Genomic DNA, 20,027 nt, shown 5'->3' with positions numbered 1-20,027 from the left:
CCCGCCGGACGGTAGGATCGCAGGAGCCGGGCACAGGGCCCGGCTGACGCGATGCGAAGGGCATGGATGAGCCACGAGACCGAGCCGGCGACCGAGAGTCCTCTGCTGAACCCTCGACCGTCCTCCGGCGGTCTCGACCGACCTGACGTCGTCGTCCGCAAGGGACGCCTGACCCTGGTCAACGGGCACCTGACGCCCCAGCAGTCGATGATCGAGGACCTGTTGTTCCTCGACGACGCGCTCACCGCCGGCGACGTCGACCACCTGCTCATCCGCGGCAACGACCGACGTCCGGTCGTCGCGGTCGACGAGCGCGACCGGCAGCGTGCCGAGAGCGCGATCATGGCCGCCGCGGTCAACGAGCCGTTCTACGCGAAGCCGCCGGGACAGCCCGCCGTGCTCGTGCTCGACGACGGTCTCGGATCGGTGGACGAGCCGGTGCTCCGGCTCTTCCGACCCCGGCTCGAGCCGATGGGACGCCTCCGCTACGGCGCCGAGACGAGCGTGCAGCTCGAGTTCTGGCGCGTGACCGACACCGAGGTGCTCGCCCCCGTCGAGAACGCCCTGATGCGCCGCAGTCTCCCCGTCGAGGAGTTCGAGCTCGTCGACATCGAACGCTACGGCCGCACCTGGCGCACCGTCGAGCACATGTTCGACGACCACGTGTCGGACATCCGGTTCCCGATCGACATCGTCTTCTCGTGGGTCGACGGCAACGCGATCGAGTACCAGCGGGCACGTCAGGCCGCGCAGGCGAACGCCGTGCTGGGGGAGGGCGACGACGCTCCGGCGCGCTTCCGACAGATCGACGAGCTGAAGTACGCGCTGCGCTCCGTCCACACCTTCGCGCCGTGGATCCGCCAGATCTACATTGCCACGGACTCGCCGGCGCCCGCGTGGCTCGCCGACCACCCGAAGGTCCGGATCGTCCGGAGCGAGGAGTTCTTCGCAGACCCCTCGGTGCTCCCGACGCACAACTCGCAGGCCGTCGAGTCGCAGCTGCACCACATCCCGGGCATCAGCGAGCACTTCATCTACTCGAACGACGACATGTTCTTCGGACGGATGGTCGAGCCCTCGGTGTTCTTCAGCCCGGGGTCGGTGTCGAAGTTCATCCTCGCGACCACCCGCATCGGGCTCGGGACGAACAACCCGGCACGGAGCGGGTTCGAGAACTCCGCCCGCGTCAACCGGCGCCTGCTGCAGCAGCGCTTCGGCGCGGTGACCACACGGCACCTCGAGCACGCGCCCACACCGCTGCGCGCCTCGATCATGACCGAGATGGAGCACGAGTTCGCAGACGAGTTCCGCGCGACGATGGCATCGCGGTTCCGCGCGGCCGAGAACATCTCCGTGACGAACTCCCTGTACCACTACTACGCGCTGCTCACCGGTCGGGCGATCGTGCAGGAGAACGCTCCGGTGCGCTACGTCGACACGACGATGCAGTCCGGGCTGAAGGCGCTGGAGGACCTGCTCAAGAAGCGGAACGTCGACTTCTTCTGCCTGAACGACGGGAGCTTCCCGGAGGTCTCCGACGACGAGCGCACCCGGCGCGTGACGGACTTCCTCGAGAAGTACTTCCCGTTCCCGGCGCCGTGGGAGCAGGACGCGCAGTAGCCCCCAGCGGACCGTCCGGCCCGGTCTCCCTCGTGGCGGCGAGCGGGCCAGCCCTGGCGCCGCCGAGCGAGCGGGTCTTTCCTGTCGCGCTCAGCGCGCTGGCGCGACGAGTCGTGCCCGCCGGACGACCGGCGCGCGGCATGTCGTGCTCGCTCGGCGGGCAGGAGTGGCCTCAGCGACGGACGGGAGGCTCGGCGCGCGTCCCACAGGGACGTCACCCGCATCGCGGTGTGCGGCCTGCAGCGACGTCAGGCCGTCATCGGCGGACGGCCGTCAATGACGTACGGCCGTCGAGGACGGACAGCCGTCAGCGGCGGACGGGGGAGGTGGGCACCGTGTCGAGGGTGAAGACCGGGATGCTCGAGGTGACGGGCGCCGGCTCGACGGCCGGGGCGATGGTGATGCCGGCCGCAGCGAGACGCGCCTCCGTCTGCTCCGACGACACCGGTTCGCCGACCGTGGAGTAGTGGCCGATCGGCACCACCGAGTGCACGACGTTGTTCCCGTACACGTGGACGAGGTTGAACGACTGCGCGCCGTCCTGCCCCCGAGTGCCGCCCTGGTACTCGGTGAGGTCCTGCGTGTAGCAGGTGGCACTCGCGACGGACACGGGCACGCCCGCGAACACGGCGCTCGTCGAGTAGTGCAGGTGTCCGGCGATGATCGAGATGACGTCCGAGCCCTCGATCACCTCCGCGAGGGCCGCCTGGTCGCGCAGTTCGACGAGGACGGCGAGGTCCTGCACGCTCGGCACGGGCGGGTGGTGCATGGCGAGGATCGTGCCGTGCGGCGCCGCCTCGGACAGCACCTCGGCGAGCCAGTCGAGCTGCGCGGGGGAGACCTCGCCGTGGTGTGCCCCCGGCACGCTCGTGTCGAGGGTGATCACTCGGAGGCCGTTCACGTCGTAGACGAAGTCGACCGGACGATCCGTCGGCTGCAGCCCGAACAGCTCCTGGCGGAAGGCCCCGCGCTCGTCGTGGTTCCCCATGGCCCAGATGACCTGCGCGCCGATGCGACGGGCAGCCGGCTCGACGATGTCGCGGATGCGGACGTAGGCACCGGCTTCGCCCTTGTCGGCGACGTCGCCGGTGACGACGATGGCCTCCGGGTGGGTGCCCGAGGCCTCGATGTCGGCGACGATCGCCGAGAGCCGTGCTGCGGAGTCGACGTCACCGTAGAGCGCGCCGTCACCCGCCACGAGGTGGGTGTCGCTGAGGTGGAGGAGGAAGTGGTTCGGCCTGGGGTGTTCGGCCGTCCGGCTGTCCATCGGTCTCTCGTTCCGTTGGCGGATGCGTGGTGCAACACGTTGCCACACCGTCGATGACGAGTCCAGCACGCCACTCTGAATGCACGGTGAACCGGGAGTGGCGAGTCTGCTTCGGAACAGGCGAACGAACGAGCCCCTCGACCACACCGTGGTCGGGGGGCTCGTTCGTTCTTGCCGAGGAACCTAGTGGTTGGCTGCGCCCAGCGCGGGGGCCTGGGCCTGGTGGTCGCCCTCCAGCTCCGGGCCGTGGTGCGCGGCGTGCGCTGCCTCGAGCTCGGCCTTCGTGACCGGCGCGATGCGGTCCTCGAAGAAGAAGCGGGACAGGTTCGCACGGACCTTCTGCACCCCGGTGATCCGACCCTTGGCGTCCGGACGGACCATGAGCGGCTTGTACTCGTTGAACTGGAGGAGCTTCCAGCGCTCGTACTCGTCGAGCTGCTCGTGCACCTCGATGTACTCGCCGTGCGGGAGCCGGACGATGCGACCCGACTCGTAGCCGTGCAGGACGATCTCGCGGTCCTTCTTCTGCAGCGCCAGGCAGACCCGCTTCGTGATCCAGAAGGCGACGAACGGACCGAGGACCGTCGTGGCCTGGATGACGTGGATCACGTGCTCGATCGACACCATGAAGTGCGTCGCGATGATGTCCGACGAGGCAGCGGCCCAGAGCGACGCGTAGAGCGTGATGCCCGCGGCACCGAAGGCGGTGCGGGTCGGAGCGTTGCGCGGACGGTCGGCCAGGTGGTGCTCACGCTTGTCGCCCGTGACCCACGCCTCGAGGAACGGGTAGGCGAACATCGCGATGATGAGCGCCATGAGGACGGCGATCGGGACGAGGATGTTGAACGACACCGTGTAGCCGAACCACACGACCTCCCAGTGCGGCGGCACCAGACGGAGCGCACCGTCAGCGAAGCCGATGTACCAGTCGGGCTGGGTACCGGCGGACACAGGGGAGGGGTCGTACGGGCCGTAGTTCCAGATCGGGTTGATCGTGAACAGCGACGCGATGAGGGCGAGGATGCCCGCGACGATGAAGAAGAAGCCACCGGCCTTCGCGGCGAACGCCGGGAGGATCGGGACGCCGACGACGTTCTCGTTGGTCTTGCCGGGGCCCGCGAACTGCGTGTGCTTGTTGATGACGACGAGCACGAGGTGGACACCGAGCACCGCGACGAGGATCGCCGGGAGCAGCAGGATGTGCAGCGTGTAGAGGCGGCCGACGATGTCGGTGCCCGGGAACTCGCCACCGAACAGCAGGTAGGCGATCCACACGCCGATCACCGGGACGCCCTCGATCATGCCGACGATGATGCGCAGGCCGTTGCCGGAGAGCAGGTCGTCGGGGAGCGAGTAGCCGGTGAAGCCCTCGGCCATGGCCAGGACCCAGAGCACGAAGCCGAAGACCCAGTTGAGCTCACGCGGCTTGCGGAAGGCACCGGTGAAGAACACGCGGGCCATGTGCAGCATCACCGAGGCGACGAACAGCAGGGCGGCCCAGTGGTGGATCTGTCGGACGAACAGACCACCGCGGATGTCGAACGAGATGTTCAGGGTGGACTGCAGCGCGGTCGACATCTCGACGCCCTTGAGCGGGACGTACGAGCCGTTGTAGACGACCTCGGTCATCGACGCCTGGAAGAAGAACGTCAGGAAGGTCCCCGACAGCAGGACGACGACGAAGCTGTACAGCGCGACCTCGCCGAGCATGAAGCTCCAGTGGTCGGGGAAGATCTTGCGCCCGACCTCCTTCACCAGGCCCGAGATGCTCGTGCGCTCGTCGATGTAGTTGGCGGTGGCCCCGATGAGTCGGGACCCGCGCGTCGGCTCGGGCCGTGTGGCCGTGGCCGGCGCGCTCGTGGTGGTGGTGCTGGTCATCAGCGTTCACGCTCCCAGAAGGACGGTCCGACCGGCTCGTGGAAGTCGCTCTGTGCGACCAGGTAGCCGTCGTCGTCGATCGCGATCGGAAGTTGGGGGAGGGGACGTGCAGCCGGGCCGAAGATGACCTCGCAGTTGTTCGAGACGTCGAACGTCGACTGGTGGCACGGGCACAGCAGGTGGTGCGTCTGCTGCTCGTAGAGCGCGACCGGGCACCCGACGTGGGTGCAGATCTTGGAGTAGGCGACGATGCCGTCGTAGCCCCAGTCCTCGTGCCCCGCGGAGGGGTTGAGGTCCTTCGGGTCGAGACGCATGAGGAGGACGGAGGCCTTGGCCTTCTCCTCGAGCATGTGCTCGGAGTCGAGCATGCCGTCCGGGATGACGTGGAAGACCGAACCGATGGTGACGTCCGACGCCTTGATCGGCAGACCCGTCGGGTCCTTCGTCAGGCGCATGCCGGACTTCCAGAAGGTGTGGCGCAGGAGCTCGTTCGGGTCCTCCGCCGGGGCGAAGTCACGGACGAGGACGACACCGGGCAGCGGGAAGGCCACCAGGGCACCGATCATCGAGTTGCGGATCAGCTTGCGACGGCTGAACCCGGACTCCTTGTCGGCGAGCTGGAACGCCTCGACCGCCTTGGCACGGGTCGCGTCGGTGCCACGGGTGCTGTGACGCAGTTCCGTGATCTCGCGGTCCACGACGAGCGACTTCGACCAGTAGACGGCGCCGAGGCCCAGCGCGAGCAGGGCCAGGGCGATCGCCAGACCGAGCCAGAGGTTGCCGGCACGGACCGTGCCGAAGTCCTCGGGGTCGATCGGGAAGGCGATGTACGCGGCGATCGCGAGGACGCTGCCCACGATGGACAGGTAGAAGAACGTGGCGACCTGACGCTCGGCCAGACGCTGCTTCTTCGGGTCGACATCGGTGCGGCGCGCGCGGTGCGGCGGCTCACCCGGGTTCTCGAACGGGTCCGCGGGGACGACCGCGATCCCGGCCGACGTGCTGGTCGCGCCGTGCTTCTCGACAGCCGAGGACGAGTTCACTGCCTCGTCGTCGTGCTCTGCCATGGTGTTCCCTTCAGTGTCGTTCGACACGGACGATCAGTTGGACTTCGCGGTCAGCCAGACGGTCATCGCGACGACCGCGCCGAGTCCGAAGATCCAGATGAACAGACCCTCTGCCACCGGGCCGAGGGAGCCGAGGGCGAACCCGCCCGGCGACTTGTTGTCCTGCACGTACTTGAGGTACGTGATGATGTCGGCCTTCTGCTCCGGCGTCAGGTTGAGGTCGTTGAAGACCGGCATGTTCTGCGGGCCCGTGACCATGGCCTCGTAGATGTGCTTGCCGGAGACCGACTGCAGGTTCGGGGCGTACTTGCCCTCGGTCAGCGCACCACCGGCACCGGCCACGTTGTGGCACATCGCGCAGTTGATGCGGAAGAGCTCGGCACCCTCGGCAGCGTCGCCGCCACCGTTCGTGAGCTCGGAGGAGGGGATCGACGGGCCGGGGCCGAGCGACGCGACGTAGGCGCCCATGGCGTCGATCTGCTCGTCCGTGAACTGGGCGGGCTTCTCCTCGGCCTGGGGGCCCTGCGCGGCCATCGGCATGCGACCGGTCCCGACCTGGAAGTCGACCGACGCGGCGCCGACACCGATGAGGGACGGACCCTCGCCGGTGCCCTGCGCGTCGAGACCGTGGCAGGTGGCGCAGTTCGAGGCGAAGAGCTTCTCGCCCTCGTTGACCTTGGACTGGCTGGACACCGCGGAGGTGGTGCTGTCGTCGGCGTTGGCCGTCGAGCTGAACAGCGCGTACGCACCGCCGGTGGTCATGAGACCGACGACGATGAGCGAGACGGTCGCCATCGGGGAACGGCGGCCCTTCTTGGACTTGCTTCTGGTGAACATGCGGTGGGGGGTGTCCAGTTCCTACTTGAGAAGGTAGATGACAGCGAAGAGGCCGATCCAGACCACGTCGACGAAGTGCCAGTAGTACGACACGACGATCGCGGTGGTCGCCTCCTTGTGCCCGAAGTTCTTGGCGGCGAAGCCGCGGCCGAGGGTCAGGAGGAAGGCGATGAGACCACCCGTGACGTGCAGGCCGTGGAAGCCGGTGGTCATGTAGAACGCGGAGCCGTAGGCGCTCGACGAGAGCGTCACGCCCTCGTGCCAGAGGTTCGCGTACTCGAAGATCTGGCCGCAGACGAAGATCGCGCCCATGCAGTACGTGACGAAGAACCACTCCGTCATGCCCCAGTCCTTCGGGTTCCAGCTCGTGCGGTGCACCTGGAAGCGCTCCGCGGCGAACACCGCGAACTGGCAGGCGAAGCTGGACAGCACCAGGATGATCGTGTTCACCGAGGCGAACGGCACCTCGAGCTTGGCGGTCTCGGTCGCCCAGAGCTCGGGCGAGGTGCTGCGCAGGGTGAAGTAGATCGCGAACAGGCCGGCGAAGAACATGACCTCGCTGCCCAGCCACACGATCGTCCCCACGGCAACGGCGTTCGGCCTGTTCAGGACCGGACCGCTGGCGGATCTGGAGAGAGGGGTGCTAGTCACGTCCTCCATTATGGCCGAAACCACTGACAGTGTTTTCGCAGGACACTGGCGGGTCGTTCGAACTCAGTACGATCGAGCCATGTCCCACGCACTCTCCTGGCCTGCAGTGATCAGCGCGCTCATGGCGCACGAGGACCTCTCGATCAGGCAGTCCACGTGGGCCATGGAGGAGATCGTCCAGGGACGTGCGACCGCCGCACAGATCGCGGCCTTCGCGGTCGCGCTCCGCGCCAAGGGGGAGACCGTCGACGAGGTCGTGGGCTTCCGCGACGCCATCCTCGACGCCGCCGTCCCGCTGGACGTCGACCCGATGGCGCTCGACATCGTGGGCACCGGCGGCGACGTCGTCGGCACCGTCAACGTCTCGACGATGGCCGCGATCGTCATCGCGGCCGCGGGCGTGCCGGTCGTCAAGCACGGCAACCGCGCGAGCTCGTCGAAGTCCGGCTCGAGCGACGTGCTCGCCGCGCTCGGACTCGACCTCACGATGGACGCCGCGCGTGTCGCGGACACCTTCCGGCGTGTCGGTCTGACGTTCGCGTTCGCGAGCGCGTTCCACCCCGGCTTCGCGCACGCGGCACCGGTCCGGCGCGAGATCGGGGTGCCGACGGTCTTCAACTTCCTCGGCCCGCTGGTGAACCCGGCACGGTGCGAGGCGAACGCCGTGGGCGTCGCACAGCTCGAGCTCGTCCCGATCATCACGGGTGTCTTCCAGACCCGCGGCGCGACGGCGCTCGTGTTCCGCGGCGACGACGGCCTCGACGAGCTGACCACGACGGGCCACTCCCACATCTGGGAGGTCACGGGCGGCCGCGTCACCGAGCACGACCTCGACCCGCGCGACCTCGGGATCGCCCGCGCGCGCACCGAGGACCTGCTCGGCGGCGACCCGGAGCACAACGCCGCCGTCGTGCACCGCGTGCTGGCGGGGGAGACCGGTCCGGTCCGCGACATCGTGCTGCTCAACGCCGCCGCCGGCCTGGTGTCCTTCCGCCTCGCCGAGGACCCCGAGCAGGCGGACCGACCGATCCTGCAGCGCTTCCGCGAGCAGCTCGCCGTCGCAGCCGAGGCCGTCGACTCCGGCGCCGCCGCGCGGAAGCTCGCCGACTGGGTCGGCGCCGCGCCGGCGGCCTGAGCAGCCCCGCGCGGGACGCCGGCGTCGGCGCGAGCCGCACCGGAGACGACGAGACGCCCCCGGATCCGGGGGCGTCTCGTCGTGCGGGCGGCGTCCCGTGGCGAGCAGACGGACACGAGGGTCCCGCTCCGGACGCACCACCGCAACGGCCTGGAGGCGCGGTGCCGGCCCGTCGGACCGGCACCGCGCCTCCGTGCGGTCACCTCGTCAGCGCGTCAGCGCACGTCCTCGTCGACCCAGTCGAAGGTCTTCGTGACGGCCTTCTTCCACAGGCGGAGCTGGCGGTCGCGCTCGGCGTCGTCGAGCTGCGGCTCCCAGCGCCGGTCCTCCTGCCAGTTGGCGCGGAGCTCGTCGAGGTTCGCCCAGAACCCGACGGCCAGACCGGCGGCGTACGCGGCTCCGAGGGCGGTGGTCTCCGCGACGACCGGACGCACGACCGGCACGTTGAGGATGTCCGCCTGGAACTGCATGAGCGCGTCGTTGGCCGTCATGCCACCGTCGACCTTGAGCTCGGTCAGGTCCACGCCGGAGTCCGCGTTCACGGCGTCGAGGACCTCGCGGGTCTGCAGCGCCGTCGCCTCGAGGGCGGCACGGGCGATGTGCCCCTTGTTGACGTAGCGGGTCAGGCCGACCAGGGCACCGCGGGCATCCGGTCGCCAGTACGGCGCGAACAGGCCCGAGAACGCCGGGACGAAGTACACGCCACCGTTGTCCTCGACGGTCTTGGCGAGGGCCTCGACCTCCGGGGCGCTGCCGATGATGCCGAGGTTGTCGCGGAGCCACTGGATGAGCGAGCCCGTGACGGCGATCGAACCCTCGAGGGCGTAGTGCGTCTCCTGGTCGCCGAGCTTGTAGCCGACCGTGGTGAGCAGCCCGTTCTCCGACCGGACGATCTCCGTGCCCGTGTTGAAGATGAGGAAGTTGCCGGTGCCGTAGGTGTTCTTCGACTCGCCCTGGTCGAACGCGGCCTGACCGAAGGTCGCGGCCTGCTGGTCGCCGAGGATGCCGGCGATCGGGACCTCGCGGAGCAGGCTGGAGGACTCGACGTGGCCGTAGACCTCGGAGGAGCTGACGATCTCCGGGAGCATCGACTTCGGCACCCCGAAGTCGGCCAGGATGTCGTCGCGCCACTGGAGCGTCTCGAGGTCCATGAACAGCGTGCGGGACGCGTTCGTGACGTCGGTCTTGTGGACGCCGCCGTCGGTGCCACCCGTCAGGTTCCAGAGGACCCAGGTGTCGGTGGTGCCGAAGAGCAGGTCACCCGCCTCGGCCTTCTCGCGCGCACCCTCGACGTTGTCGAGGATCCAGGCGATCTTGGTGCCGGCGAAGTACGTGGCGAGGGGCAGGCCGACGATCGCCTTGTAGCGGTCGGTGTCACCGTCGGCGAGCTCGTCGACGATCGACTGCGTGCGGGTGTCCTGCCAGACGATGGCGTTGTAGACGGCCTTGCCGGTGTTCTTGTCCCAGACCACGGCGGTCTCGCGCTGGTTGGTGATGCCGACCGCCGCGACGTCGTGGCGGGTGATGTCGGCGCGGGACAGGGCCTGGCCGATGACCTCACGGGTGTTGTCCCAGATCTCCGCCGGGTCGTGCTCGACCCAACCGGCACGCGGGAATATCTGCTCGTGCTCCTTCTGGCCGACCGACTTGATCGAGCCGGAGTGGTCGAAGACGATGGCGCGCGTCGAGGTCGTGCCCTGGTCGATGGCGACGATGTAGTCGGCCATGGGTTCTCCTTGGGTTGCGTTCGGTGTGGTGGACGGGTGGTCGTCAGGAGACGACGGGGAGCAGGAAGGTCGAGGCACCGGCGGCGAGGGCACCACCGACGAGCGGGCCGACGACCGGGACCCAGGCGTAGGACCAGTCGCTGGAACCCTTGCCCTTGATCGGGAGGATCGCGTGGGCGATGCGCGGGCCGAGGTCACGCGCCGGGTTGATGGCGTAGCCGGTGGGGCCACCGAGCGAGACACCGATCGCGATCACGAGGAAGGCGACGGGGACGGCACCGAGCTCGGCCGGGGTCTTGCCGTTGGTGAAGGCGAGCACGACGAACACGAGCACGAAGGTGCCGATGACCTCGGTGACGACGTTCCAGCCGTAGCTGCGGATGGCCGGGCCGGTCGAGAAGACACCGAGCTTGGCGGCCGCGTCGGGCTCCTCGTCGAAGTGCTGCTTGTACGCCAGCCAGACGATGACGGCACCGATGATCGCGCCGATGAGCTGGGCGATCCAGTAGAGGAACATCTCGCCGACGGTGATGTTGCCGAGCAGCGCCTGCGCGAGGCTGACCGCGGGGTTGAGCTGGCCGCCGGAGCTGTAGGACACGGTGACGCCGGCGAAGACCGCGAAGCCCCAGCCGATCGTGACCATGAGGAAGCCGGCGCCGAAGCCCTTGGACTTCGTGAGGGACACGGCGGCGACGACACCGCCACCGAGGATGATGAGCAACGCCGTGCCGACGAGCTCTGACATGAAATTGACGCCGATGCCGTCCATCGGTGACCTCCAGTGCGAGTGGTGGGGGTCCGGTGGCTGCTGCGTCCGGCACTCCCCGTCGAGTGATTGGGGCCGAGCATAGTGAGGCGGATCGTCGCGACGCGATCACGCAACGAGTCGAGTCCGCGAAACTGCACGAACGTGCACGAGCGGTGTGCGGTCCGGCATCCCGCACCGGGGCCGCGGGAGCATGGTCCTGCACGAACGTGCACCGGAGACGAACGGGCGGTCGCTGTAGGGTGAACGCACTCCGGTCGACGACGGCGGTGTGGATCCGCCCGCGGTCGACCCCCGTCCTCGTGGAGGTCCGTCATGAAGAAGCTCATCAACGATCCGCACGACGTCGTGACCGAGACCGTCCGTGGGTTCGCCCGGGCGCACGAGGGGCACGTCGTCCTGGTCGAGGACCCGATCCACCTGCACCGCGCCGACGCCCCCGTCCGCGGCAAGGTCGGCATCGTGAGCGGCGGCGGCAGCGGGCACGAGCCGCTCCACGCCGGGTTCATCGGCCACGGCATGCTCGACGCAGCCGTGCCGGGGCCGGTCTTCACCAGTCCGACCCCGGACCCCATCGTCGCCGCGACGAAGGCGGTGGACGGGGGAGCGGGCGTGCTCCACATCGTGAAGAACTACACCGGCGACGTCCTCAACTTCGAGACCGCGGCGGAGCTGGCCGAGCTGGAGGACATCCGCGTCGAGTCCGTCGTCGTCGACGACGACGTCGCCGTGCAGGACTCGCTCTACACGGCAGGACGCCGCGGCGTGGCCGGCACCGTCGTGGTCGAGAAGTGCGCCGGCGCCGCAGCCGAGCGCGGCGACGACCTCGACGCCGTCGCGGCGGTCGCCCGCCGCGTCAACGAGGTCACTCGGTCGATGGGCCTGGCCCTGGGCTCCGGCACCGTCCCGCACGCGGGGGAGCCGTCCTTCACGCTCGCGGACGACGAGGTCGAGCTCGGGATCGGCATCCACGGCGAGCCCGGCCGCGAGCGCATCCCGATGGCTCCGGCCGACCAGCTCGTCGACCGCGTGCTCGAACCGGTGCTCGCCGACCTCGACGCGCCTGCGGGCTCGCAGCTGCTGCTCCTCGTGAACGGGATGGGCGGGACCCCGCTGTCCGAGCTCTACATCGTCTACCGGCGCGCCGCCGAGGTCCTCACGGACCGTGGCCACCACGTCGCGCGTAGCGTGGTCGGCGACTACGTCACGTCCCTCGAGATGCCGGGCTTCTCGATCACCGTCACGGTGCTCGACGAGGAGCTCACGGCACTCTGGGACGCCCCGGTGGAGACCCCGGCGCTGCGCTGGGGTCGCTGACCACCGTCCACCATCCAGGAAGGAACACGAATTGGCGCTCGACACCGCATGGGCCATCGACTGGGTGCGCCGCACCGCCGCGACGATCGACGACCACCGCGCCGAGCTCGTCACGCTCGACCGTGAGATCGGCGACGGTGACCACGGCGAGAACCTCGACCGCGGGTTCCGCGCCGTGCTCGAGACCGTCGACGGCGGCTGCTTCGACACCCCCGGCGCGGTCTTCAAGGCCGTCGCGACGAAGCTCATCTCGACGGTGGGCGGTGCCGCCGGTCCGCTCTTCGGGACCGCCTACCTGAAGGCCGCCCAGGCGGCCGGCGACGCGACCGAGCTCGACGCCGACACGCTCGTGGCCGTGCTCACCGCCGCACGCGACGGTGTCGTCTCCCGTGGCAAGGCCGAGGTCGGCGACAAGACGATGGTCGACGCGTGGTCCGCGGCCGTCGACGCCGCGACCGCCGCTGCGGCGGCCGGCGACGGGCCGGAGCGCGTGCTCGAGGCCGCCGCCGACGCCGCCGTGACCGGCGCCGAGTCGACCGACCCCCTCGTCGCCCGCAAGGGCCGCGCCAGCTACCTCGGGGAGCGGGCGATCGGACACCGCGACCCCGGTGCGCAGTCGACGGCGTACATCCTGCGCGCAGCGGTGGACGCCGCGTGACCGTCGGGATCCTGGTCGTCTCGCACAGCGCGGCGATCGCGACCGGCACCGTCGAGCTCGCCCGCCAGATGGCCGCGGACGTCCCGATGGTGGCCGCCGGCGGCACGGACGACGGCGGCATCGGGACGTCCTTCGAGGCGATCGCCGACGGCATCCAGGAGCTCGCGCCGGCGGACGCCGTCGTCGTGCTCTGCGACCTCGGCTCCGCCTACCTGACCACCGACACCGCACTGGACTTCCTCGACGAGGCCGACCGCGACCGGGTGCACGTCTCGCAGGCCCCGCTGGTCGAGGGCACGGTGGCCGCGGCGGTCGCCGCGCAGACCGGCGGCGACGTCGACGCCGTCCTGGCCGCTGCGTCATCGGCCGCACGGTCCGCGGACGACGACGAGAGCGCCTCCGACCCGACGGGGGACCGGCCGGGAGGCACGACACCCGTCGACGACGCGGATCCGAGCGACGGGGCGGTCACCGAGACCGTCGAGCTGGTCAACGAGAGCGGGCTCCACGCCCGTCCGGCGGCCGAGTTCGTGAAGACCGCGGCGAAGCACGAGTCCCGTGTCCGCGTGAACGGCGTCGACGCGAAGAGCCTCCTCGCGATCATGGCGCTCGCGCTGCCGCAGGGTGCGAGCGTGACGATCGAAGCGGTCGGACCCGACGCGCAGGAGGCCGTGGACACGCTCGTCGCGCTCGTCCGCTCCGGCTTCGGCGAGTGACGAGCGCCGCCGCGCGCGCCGAGGGGGCGGGCGCGGCGGAGGTGCTCAGCGTCCGGGTGTCACGAACTCCTGCAGCCCGGTGACCCGGAGCAGGTCCAGCTTCGCGGCGTCCTCGCTGCCGGGCACCGCCGTGTAGACCACGATCCGCAGGTCGCTGCCCGGCACGCTGAGCACGTCGCAGTCGATCTCCACCGGGCCGACCGGGGTGTGCACGACCTTGCGACCGGTCCGGTGCTCGGCGATGCGCCCACCGTGCCAGCGCCGCTCGAACTCCGGGGACGCACGGCGCAGCCGTGCCACCAGCTCCGCGAGACGCCGATCCGCCGGGTACCGGCCCAGGGCGGAGCGGAGGTCGGCGACCAGGTCGCTCGAGAAGTCCTCCTGGTGGGGGTCGTCCCACTCGACGCCGTCGTGCCCCTGCGTGAAGTGCCGCCACACGAGGTTCGCCTCGAGGCCCGTCCAGCGCCCGGGGTCGCCGGAGACCGTGGCCCAGAGGTCGTTCCACAGCACGATGTCGTGCGCCGCCGTGAACACGGCCAGCGGGACGTCCCCGAGCCGGTCGAGCATGCGGTGCACGCCGGGCGGGACGTGGCGGGGGACCTCGCCCCGCGAGGGCACCGCGGCGCCCGCGACCCGGAACAGGTGGTCGCGTTCGGCCTCCGTGAGCCGGAGCGCGGTCGCGAGTGCGCCGAGCAGCTGCGGTGAGGGGTTCGTCGCCCTGCCCTGCTCCAGGCGCACCACGTAGTCGACGCTGACCCCGGCCAGGGTCGCGAGCTCCTCGCGCCGGAGCCCGGCGGTGCGCCGACCCGGCCCCGCCGGCAGTCCGACCTCGGCCGGACGCACCCGGTCACGCCAGGCGCGCAACACCTCCGCGAACTCGCTCATGCGACCATCATCACCCGGTTCGGGCAGGCGGTCCTGGTACTGCCGGTCCCACCGTCGACCGGTGCCTGGGAACCCGACGGCGACGCGGGCATCGTGGACGGCATGACCACCACACTCATCACCGGGGCCAACCGTTCGCTCGGCCTCGAGACCGCACGCCGACTCGTCGAGGCCGGGCACACCGTGTACGCCGGCATGCGTGACCCCGCCTCCGGGGACGAGGCGCGCGCCCTCGGCGCGCACGTCGTGGCGCTCGACGTCACCGAGCAGGCGAGCGTCGACGCCGCGCTCGCGTCGCTGCCGCAACTCGACGTGCTCGTGAACAACGCGGGGGTGCTCGGGACTGCGTTCGGCGTCGACGACCTCGACGCGGACGCGATGGCCGACGTGCTCGACACGAACGTCGTCGGGGTCGTCCGGGTGACGCAGGCGGCCCTGCCGCTGCTGCGTCGCTCGTCGAACCCGGTGATCGTCAACGTCGCGTCCGGTGTCGGCTTCGCGCGCTGGCTCACCACGCCCGGTCGTGACGAGCACCCGGTCCCCGCGGTGCCGTACGCGGCGTCGAAGGCGGCGCTCATCGCCGCGACCGTGCAGTACGCGAAGAACCTGCCCGGGTTCCGCGTCAACGCGACCGACCCCGGCTACACCGCGACCGCGTTCAACGGCTTCGGCGGGCACCAGACCGTCACGGAGGGCACGGACGCGACGGTGGCGCTCGCGCAGGTCGGCCCGGACGGACCGACGGGGGAGTTCCACGACCGGACCGGCCGCATCGAGTACTGACCGGACGTCGGACGGGTCGGCGCAGCGCGTCCTCACCCGTTCCGGAGGTCGGGACGTCCGGGACGCGGTCGCTTTCGCGGCGGAGCGGCCCGACGCTCCTGCAGGGCGGAGTACCGGTACTCGTGGATGTAGGCAGCCGCGGCGGTGCTCTTCACCATGGTCAGGACGCAGCCCACGGCCTTGGTTCCCGCGGCCTGCAACGCGGAGCGGGCGATCTCGAGCTGCTTCTTGGTCGTCCGACCGACCGCTGCGACGAGGATGGCCCCTCCGCTGAGGTGGCTCAGGACCGCGGCGTCGGCCACCGGCAGGAGCGGTGGGGCGTCGATCAGCACGATGTCGTAGCGCTCCTCGAGGTCCGAGAGGACCGCCTGCATCGCTGCGCTCGCCACCAGCTCGGTCGGGTTCGGGGGGATCTGACCGGCGGGCAGGACCGCCAGACCCTGCTTGCCCCAGGGCTGGACCGCGTCCACGAGCTCCATCCGGCCGATCAGGACGTCGGTGATGCCGGCGCTGCCCTCGATCCCCATCAACTCCGCGACCTTCGGCCGTCGGAGGTCGCCGTCGACGAGCACGACCGACAGGTCGTTCTCCGCCAAGGAGACCGCGAGGTTGGCCGCGGTCGTGCTCTTGCCCTCCGAGGGGACCGACGAGGTGATGACGAAGCTCCGTCGCTTGCTGTCGACCTGGATGAACTGCAGGTTCGTGCGGATCCGTCGGAACGCCTCCGAGCGCGGGTTGCGCGGGTCGTCGTGCACGATCAGCGGACGATCGCGGACCGTCCGGTCGAAGGCGATCTCGCCGAGGGCGGACACACCCGCAGCACGTTCGACCGACTCGCGCCCGTCCAGTCGTGTGTCCAGCGCCGCGCGCATCGCCGCGAGGGCGAGCCCGACGAGCAGTCCGACGACGAAGCCTCCGGTGACGTTCACCGAGAGGCGTGGTGACGCTGGTCGACCCGGCGCGGTCGCCGGTTGGACCGTCTCCAACCGGAACGGACTCGCTCCGTTCGGTGTCGGTTCTTCGAGCTCCTCGGTCACGACGTGGGCGAGACTCGCGCCGATGGCGTTCGCGATCGATGCCGCTCGCTCGGCAGAGGGGTCGGTCACGGTGATCGTGACGATCACGCTGTCGATCGGTGTCTGCGCGGAGACGTGACGCGCGAGTTCGGAGGACGGGACGTCCAGGCCGAGACGGTCGATCACCGGACGGAGGACCCGCTCCTTCGTCGCGAGGTTCGCGAAGGACTGCACGCGCTGCTCCGCGGCGTTCCCTCCCTGCGCGAGCTCGGACGAGTTGGTCGCGCCGGTCACGGAGACGTACACGTCGGTGCTCGCCTCGTAGGTGGGCGGGGTGAGCAGCGCGAGGAGCGACCCCCCTGCGACCCCCAACGCTGCACCGGCGATGATCAGCACCCATCCTCGACGGAGGAGGGCGATCACCTTGTCGAAGTCCACGGTGGTGTCCTCTCGGGTTCGTTCGATCGATCGATGGTCGTGCCTGCTCAGGCAGCCCGTGGCGGGCCCAGGACGAGGCGTGAGTAGAGGTCGATGTGCTGCTGCACCATGCGCTCGACCGAGAGACGACTCCGGACGACGTCGGCGTTCTCGAACCACGCCCGGGCACAGTCGTCGTACCGGTCGATGCGCTCGAGCGCCAGGTCGAAGAACCGCTCGGTGTCGTCGACGTCCGGGCGCTCCCACCCGGCCGGTACCTGCTCCTCCGAACCACTGACGTCGAAGAGCAGTGTCGGGAGCCCGCAGACGGCCGCTTCGCTCGTCACCGTGGAGAGCCCTTCCCGACGCGAGGGCAGCACGAGGAAGTGCGCGGACGCCATCTCCGGCCCGATCTCGTCGCGGGTCCGCGTGCCCAGGTACTCGACGTGCTCGGTGACGTCGAGCTGCCGGGCGAGCGCCTCCAGCTCCGGGCGGAGGGTGTCCCGGTGCGAGATGATGCGCAGACGGGCGGGCTGGCCCTGGTCGAGGATCCGCCGCAGGAGTCGGAGGGCGAGGTGGACGCGCTTGAACTCGACGAGTTGTCCGACGTACAGCAACTCGAGCGGGCTCCCGGGAGGAGGAGCGAGCCGACGCTCGGGCTGGAACCGCTCGACGGCGAGCCCGTAGAGGATCGTGTCGACCTTCTCGTCCGGCACCCGCCCTCCGAGCCGACGGCGTTCGTCCTCGGTGAAGACGACGACGCTCTCCGCCCGCCACTCGATGAGGTTCCGCACGACCCTGTGCAGCCAGGGCTTCCACCCGCTCGCATGGTGCGTGAAGACGACCTTCGTCCGACCCGTCGAACCGTGACGGGGGAGGATCGCACGCAGGCAGGCCCTCGTGAGGTGGTTGAGGTGCACGATGTCGTAGCTTCCCCAGTCCCCGCGGATCGACGGTCCGGCGGTCGTCACGTCGACACCACGTGCGAGCAGGCCGTCCGCGAGCAGGCTGTCCGGCGTCTCCGCCATGTGCGTGGCGCGGTACTCGTCGCTCTGGGCGAAGATGCCGGACAGCATGAGGATCTTCATGGGTGCCTTCCTGGTGGTTGCGCAGTTCCGGTGGGCCCCGAGCATGCGGCGAGTAGCGCAGCTCCCTGGCGCCGGAGCCATCGTAATGTAATATACGAACATGTGCAATGTTGAGGCTCGCGATCAGCCCGAGGACGACCCCCTCCAGCCGGGTCGGCCCGAGGTCTCGGTGGTCATCCCCACGGTCCGGCTGGACGCGGACTTCGTCGCGGCGGTCCGGTCGGTGCAGGTGCAGACGCTCTCGGAGTTCGAGATCGTCGTGGTCCTGGACGGGATCGACGACACCGAGGGCGTCGTGCCCGACGACCCGCGCATCCGGTGTGTCGTCCTCGGATCACGTTCCGGCACGTCGGCGGCACTCAACGCGGGGATCGCCGCTGCGAGCAGTGACCTCATCGCACGACTGGACGCTGACGACCTCGCCGTGCCTGACCGGCTCGCCCAGCAGGTCGCATCGTTCCGGTCACGCCCCGATCTCGTGCTCCTCGGCTCGGCAGGCACGATCATCGACGCAGCAGGCGAGGAGCGCGGTCCCCTGGACGTCCCGCTCGGCGAGGTGTCGAGCGTCCTGCTCCGGCGCAACGCGTTCGTGCACTCGAGCACGATGTTCACTCGGTGGGCCTTCGACGCTGCCGGCGGGTACGACCCCCGCTGCACGCGCATGCAGGACTACGACCTGTGGCTCCGGATGGCCCGACTCGGTCCGGTGGTCAACGCACCCGACCGGCTGGTCCGCTACCGGGTCCACGACGGGCAACACAGCCGTCGGACTCCGGCCCACGGTCCCGCGGTCTCGGCGGTGCTCGAGTCTCGCCGGCAGCTCGCGCGCCACCTCGGACGACGCAGGATCGCCCAGCTCGTCGCCGATCGGACCTGGCTGGCTGCGCAGGTGGTCAGGGCGAGCGGACTGCGTCGCCCGCGTCATCTCGCACGCGTCCGGCGTGCCGTGCGCGACATCCGTCCTGCCGCGCGGCAGGAGCGGGATGGCGTCATCGTCATGACCACGATCGACGTGAGTCTCGACCACCACATGCGTGGTGCGCTGGCGGACCTGAGGCGATCGGGCTTCGGCCCGATCTGCCTGGTGTCGCGCGACACTGGGCGGCTCGGGGCCGTTGCAGAACGCGAAGGCGTCGCATCCGTGGCCGTCCCGATGGAGCGGGAGATCATGCCGGTCGCCGACCTGCGCGCGCTGGCCAGGTTGATCGCGTTGCACGCCCGTCTCCGACCCGCGCTCGTGGTCTACGGCACTCCCAAGGCCGCGCTCCTGGGCGCGATCGCCTCGACCGTGACCCGGGTCCCCGCTCGCGTGCACGTCCTGCACGGACTCCGCCTCGAGACCGTCCACGGGCTCCGCCGCCGCATCCTGCTCGAGAGCGAGCGTCTGACGATGCTCCTGTCGCACTCGAGCATCGCGGTGAGCGCCAGCCTGCGGAAGCGGTGCTCCGAGCTCGGCCTGCCGTCGTCCCGACCCCGTGTCCTCGGTCCCGGGGGCTTCGTCGGGCTGGACCTCCGGCGCCACCAGAGGGCAGCGCGTGCGGACCGACGCCGGGCGACGAGAGTGGCCATCGGGGCATCGCCGTCACTCCCGTTGATCGGCTTCGCGGGACGGGTGACGGCGGACAAGGGCATCGTCGAGTTGCTCGACGCCGTGGCGGCGGTCCGCGCCCGCGGGACAGCTGTGCAACTGGCCGTCGTCGGTGAGGACGAGGGCATCAGCGACCTCCCCGCCAGGACCCGCCGACTCCTGCGTGAACCTTGGGTGCTCCTGCACGGTCACGTGCCGGACGCCACCGAACACATCGCAGCGTTCGACGTGCTGTGCCTCCCGAGTCATCGAGAGGGTCTCCCGACCGTCGTCCTCGAGGCCATGGCAGCGGGGGTCCCGGTCGTGGCGAGTGCAGCCACGGGTGTCGTCGACCTCGTCGAGCACGAGCGCACGGGCCTCCTCGTCCCGGTGGGGGACTCCGATCGCCTCGCCGCGGCCCTGGAGCGGGTACTCCACGACGCTCCCCTCCGACAGCACCTCGTCAGCGGGGCCGCCGAGTCCGTGCAGGCGTTCTCGGAAGGACGGGTCTGGCGGCGCCACCGCGTCCACTACCGGGCTGTGATGCGGGCGGTCCGCTCGACGCGGGCCCGGCACTGAGCAGGTCGAGGTCCGGCGGGGGAGGGGAGCGGCGACGAACACGTGGTCGCCGC

At 70.2% G+C, this 20,027-nt stretch carries 17 protein-coding genes; 7 read left to right on the top strand and 10 right to left on the bottom strand.

Annotated features, from left to right (window positions below; translation table 11 throughout):
• The first annotated feature begins 66 nt into the window (after positions 1-66).
• Complete coding sequence (locus ACH0A8_RS06205) at positions 67-1,620, top strand: stealth conserved region 3 domain-containing protein (protein WP_081984855.1); 1,554 nt, start codon at positions 67-69, stop codon at positions 1,618-1,620.
• A gap of 307 nt (positions 1,621-1,927) precedes the next feature.
• Here ACH0A8_RS06205 and ACH0A8_RS06200 read toward each other — a convergent pair whose 3' ends face one another.
• The 5 genes from ACH0A8_RS06200 to ACH0A8_RS06180 all read right to left on the bottom strand — a co-directional run bounded on the left by ACH0A8_RS06200 (position 1,928) and on the right by ACH0A8_RS06180 (position 7,329).
• Positions 1,928-2,887 (bottom strand): phosphodiesterase, encoded by a 960-nt coding sequence (locus ACH0A8_RS06200; protein WP_209682581.1) that lies wholly within the window; start codon positions 2,885-2,887, stop codon positions 1,928-1,930.
• Between the two features lie 183 nt (positions 2,888-3,070).
• Positions 3,071-4,765, bottom strand: coding sequence for a ubiquinol-cytochrome c reductase cytochrome b subunit (locus tag ACH0A8_RS06195; protein ID WP_251155486.1), 1,695 nt, complete (start codon positions 4,763-4,765; stop codon positions 3,071-3,073).
• Positions 4,765-5,832 (bottom strand): ubiquinol-cytochrome c reductase iron-sulfur subunit, encoded by a 1,068-nt coding sequence (locus ACH0A8_RS06190; protein WP_066654314.1) that lies wholly within the window; start codon positions 5,830-5,832, stop codon positions 4,765-4,767. The genes ACH0A8_RS06195 and ACH0A8_RS06190 overlap by 1 nt, the downstream gene beginning before the upstream one ends.
• Positions 5,833-5,865: 33 nt before the next feature.
• The gene (locus ACH0A8_RS06185) at positions 5,866-6,669 is read right to left on the bottom strand and encodes a cytochrome c (RefSeq protein WP_066654316.1); all 804 of its coding nucleotides are present in this window, start codon (positions 6,667-6,669) and stop codon (positions 5,866-5,868) included.
• A gap of 21 nt (positions 6,670-6,690) precedes the next feature.
• Complete coding sequence (locus ACH0A8_RS06180; protein WP_058727853.1) at positions 6,691-7,329, bottom strand: heme-copper oxidase subunit III; 639 nt, start codon at positions 7,327-7,329, stop codon at positions 6,691-6,693.
• Between the two features lie 70 nt (positions 7,330-7,399).
• Here ACH0A8_RS06180 and trpD point away from each other — a divergent pair, with 70 nt between their 5' ends.
• The gene (trpD, locus tag ACH0A8_RS06175) at positions 7,400-8,455 is read left to right on the top strand and encodes an anthranilate phosphoribosyltransferase (protein ID WP_066654317.1); all 1,056 of its coding nucleotides are present in this window, start codon (positions 7,400-7,402) and stop codon (positions 8,453-8,455) included.
• A gap of 215 nt (positions 8,456-8,670) precedes the next feature.
• Here trpD and glpK read toward each other — a convergent pair whose 3' ends face one another.
• Positions 8,671-10,182 carry a glycerol kinase GlpK gene (gene glpK / locus ACH0A8_RS06170; protein WP_066654319.1) on the bottom strand — a complete coding sequence of 504 codons (1,512 nt, stop codon included), beginning with the start codon at positions 10,180-10,182 and terminating at the stop codon, positions 8,671-8,673.
• A 43-nt stretch (positions 10,183-10,225) separates the two neighbouring features.
• Positions 10,226-10,951 (bottom strand): MIP/aquaporin family protein, encoded by a 726-nt coding sequence (locus ACH0A8_RS06165; protein ID WP_209682573.1) that lies wholly within the window; start codon positions 10,949-10,951, stop codon positions 10,226-10,228.
• Between the two features lie 312 nt (positions 10,952-11,263).
• On the opposite strand from ACH0A8_RS06165, the gene dhaK reads away from it, so the two are divergent.
• The 3 genes from dhaK to dhaM are packed head-to-tail and all read left to right on the top strand — an operon-like array spanning position 11,264 to position 13,639.
• The gene (gene dhaK / locus ACH0A8_RS06160; protein ID WP_066654323.1) at positions 11,264-12,265 is read left to right on the top strand and encodes a dihydroxyacetone kinase subunit DhaK; all 1,002 of its coding nucleotides are present in this window, start codon (positions 11,264-11,266) and stop codon (positions 12,263-12,265) included.
• A 31-nt stretch (positions 12,266-12,296) separates the two neighbouring features.
• Positions 12,297-12,923: a dihydroxyacetone kinase subunit DhaL gene (gene dhaL / locus ACH0A8_RS06155; protein ID WP_406906825.1), complete on the top strand. Its 627-nt coding sequence runs from the start codon at positions 12,297-12,299 to the stop codon at positions 12,921-12,923.
• The gene (gene dhaM / locus ACH0A8_RS06150; RefSeq protein WP_066654328.1) at positions 12,920-13,639 is read left to right on the top strand and encodes a dihydroxyacetone kinase phosphoryl donor subunit DhaM; all 720 of its coding nucleotides are present in this window, start codon (positions 12,920-12,922) and stop codon (positions 13,637-13,639) included. The genes dhaL and dhaM overlap by 4 nt, the downstream gene beginning before the upstream one ends.
• Before the next feature lie 45 nt (positions 13,640-13,684).
• On the opposite strand, the gene ACH0A8_RS06145 is transcribed toward dhaM, so the two are convergent.
• Positions 13,685-14,524 carry a helix-turn-helix transcriptional regulator gene (locus ACH0A8_RS06145; protein WP_406906824.1) on the bottom strand — a complete coding sequence of 280 codons (840 nt, stop codon included), beginning with the start codon at positions 14,522-14,524 and terminating at the stop codon, positions 13,685-13,687.
• A 102-nt stretch (positions 14,525-14,626) separates the two neighbouring features.
• On the opposite strand from ACH0A8_RS06145, the gene ACH0A8_RS06140 reads away from it, so the two are divergent.
• On the top strand, positions 14,627-15,307 hold the full coding sequence (locus ACH0A8_RS06140) for an SDR family NAD(P)-dependent oxidoreductase (RefSeq protein WP_209682567.1): 681 nt from the start codon (positions 14,627-14,629) through the stop codon (positions 15,305-15,307).
• 32 nt (positions 15,308-15,339) lie between these two features.
• Here ACH0A8_RS06140 and ACH0A8_RS06135 read toward each other — a convergent pair whose 3' ends face one another.
• Positions 15,340-16,761: a polysaccharide biosynthesis tyrosine autokinase gene (locus ACH0A8_RS06135; RefSeq protein WP_406906823.1), complete on the bottom strand. Its 1,422-nt coding sequence runs from the start codon at positions 16,759-16,761 to the stop codon at positions 15,340-15,342.
• A gap of 47 nt (positions 16,762-16,808) precedes the next feature.
• Positions 16,809-17,828, bottom strand: coding sequence for a glycosyltransferase family 4 protein (locus tag ACH0A8_RS06130; RefSeq protein WP_406906822.1), 1,020 nt, complete (start codon positions 17,826-17,828; stop codon positions 16,809-16,811).
• Positions 17,829-17,928: 100 nt separating this feature from the next.
• Here ACH0A8_RS06130 and ACH0A8_RS06125 point away from each other — a divergent pair, with 100 nt between their 5' ends.
• Positions 17,929-19,974 (top strand): glycosyltransferase, encoded by a 2,046-nt coding sequence (locus tag ACH0A8_RS06125; protein ID WP_406906821.1) that lies wholly within the window; start codon positions 17,929-17,931, stop codon positions 19,972-19,974.
• Positions 19,975-20,027: the final 53 nt, after the last annotated feature.

It is taken from the genome of Curtobacterium sp. 179-B 9B NHS (assembly GCF_045370965.1).
GTDB lineage: Bacteria > Actinomycetota > Actinomycetes > Actinomycetales > Microbacteriaceae > Curtobacterium.
The sequence above is the reverse complement of the archived record's forward strand: the minus strand, read 5'-3'. Positions and strand labels throughout refer to the sequence as shown.

Bases quoted from the DNA above. Each gene is read 5' to 3' on its own strand.
- ACH0A8_RS06190 (WP_066654314.1), bottom strand. From the start codon at position 5,832: ATGGCAGAGCACGACGACGAGGCAGTGAACTCGTCCTCGGCTGTCGAG.
- ACH0A8_RS06200 (WP_209682581.1), bottom strand. From the start codon at position 2,887: ATGGACAGCCGGACGGCCGAACACCCCAGGCCGAACCACTTCCTCCTC.
- trpD (WP_066654317.1), top strand. From the start codon at position 7,400: ATGTCCCACGCACTCTCCTGGCCTGCAGTGATCAGCGCGCTCATGGCG.
- ACH0A8_RS06180 (WP_058727853.1), bottom strand. From the start codon at position 7,329: ATGGAGGACGTGACTAGCACCCCTCTCTCCAGATCCGCCAGCGGTCCG.
- dhaK (WP_066654323.1), top strand. From the start codon at position 11,264: ATGAAGAAGCTCATCAACGATCCGCACGACGTCGTGACCGAGACCGTC.
- ACH0A8_RS06165 (WP_209682573.1), bottom strand. From the start codon at position 10,951: ATGGACGGCATCGGCGTCAATTTCATGTCAGAGCTCGTCGGCACGGCG.
- ACH0A8_RS06140 (WP_209682567.1), top strand. From the start codon at position 14,627: ATGACCACCACACTCATCACCGGGGCCAACCGTTCGCTCGGCCTCGAG.
- ACH0A8_RS06205 (WP_081984855.1), top strand. From the start codon at position 67: ATGAGCCACGAGACCGAGCCGGCGACCGAGAGTCCTCTGCTGAACCCT.
- ACH0A8_RS06195 (WP_251155486.1), bottom strand. From the start codon at position 4,765: ATGACCAGCACCACCACCACGAGCGCGCCGGCCACGGCCACACGGCCC.
- ACH0A8_RS06130 (WP_406906822.1), bottom strand. From the start codon at position 17,828: ATGAAGATCCTCATGCTGTCCGGCATCTTCGCCCAGAGCGACGAGTAC.
- ACH0A8_RS06145 (WP_406906824.1), bottom strand. From the start codon at position 14,524: ATGAGCGAGTTCGCGGAGGTGTTGCGCGCCTGGCGTGACCGGGTGCGT.
- ACH0A8_RS06125 (WP_406906821.1), top strand. From the start codon at position 17,929: ATGTGCAATGTTGAGGCTCGCGATCAGCCCGAGGACGACCCCCTCCAG.
- ACH0A8_RS06185 (WP_066654316.1), bottom strand. From the start codon at position 6,669: ATGTTCACCAGAAGCAAGTCCAAGAAGGGCCGCCGTTCCCCGATGGCG.
- glpK (WP_066654319.1), bottom strand. From the start codon at position 10,182: ATGGCCGACTACATCGTCGCCATCGACCAGGGCACGACCTCGACGCGC.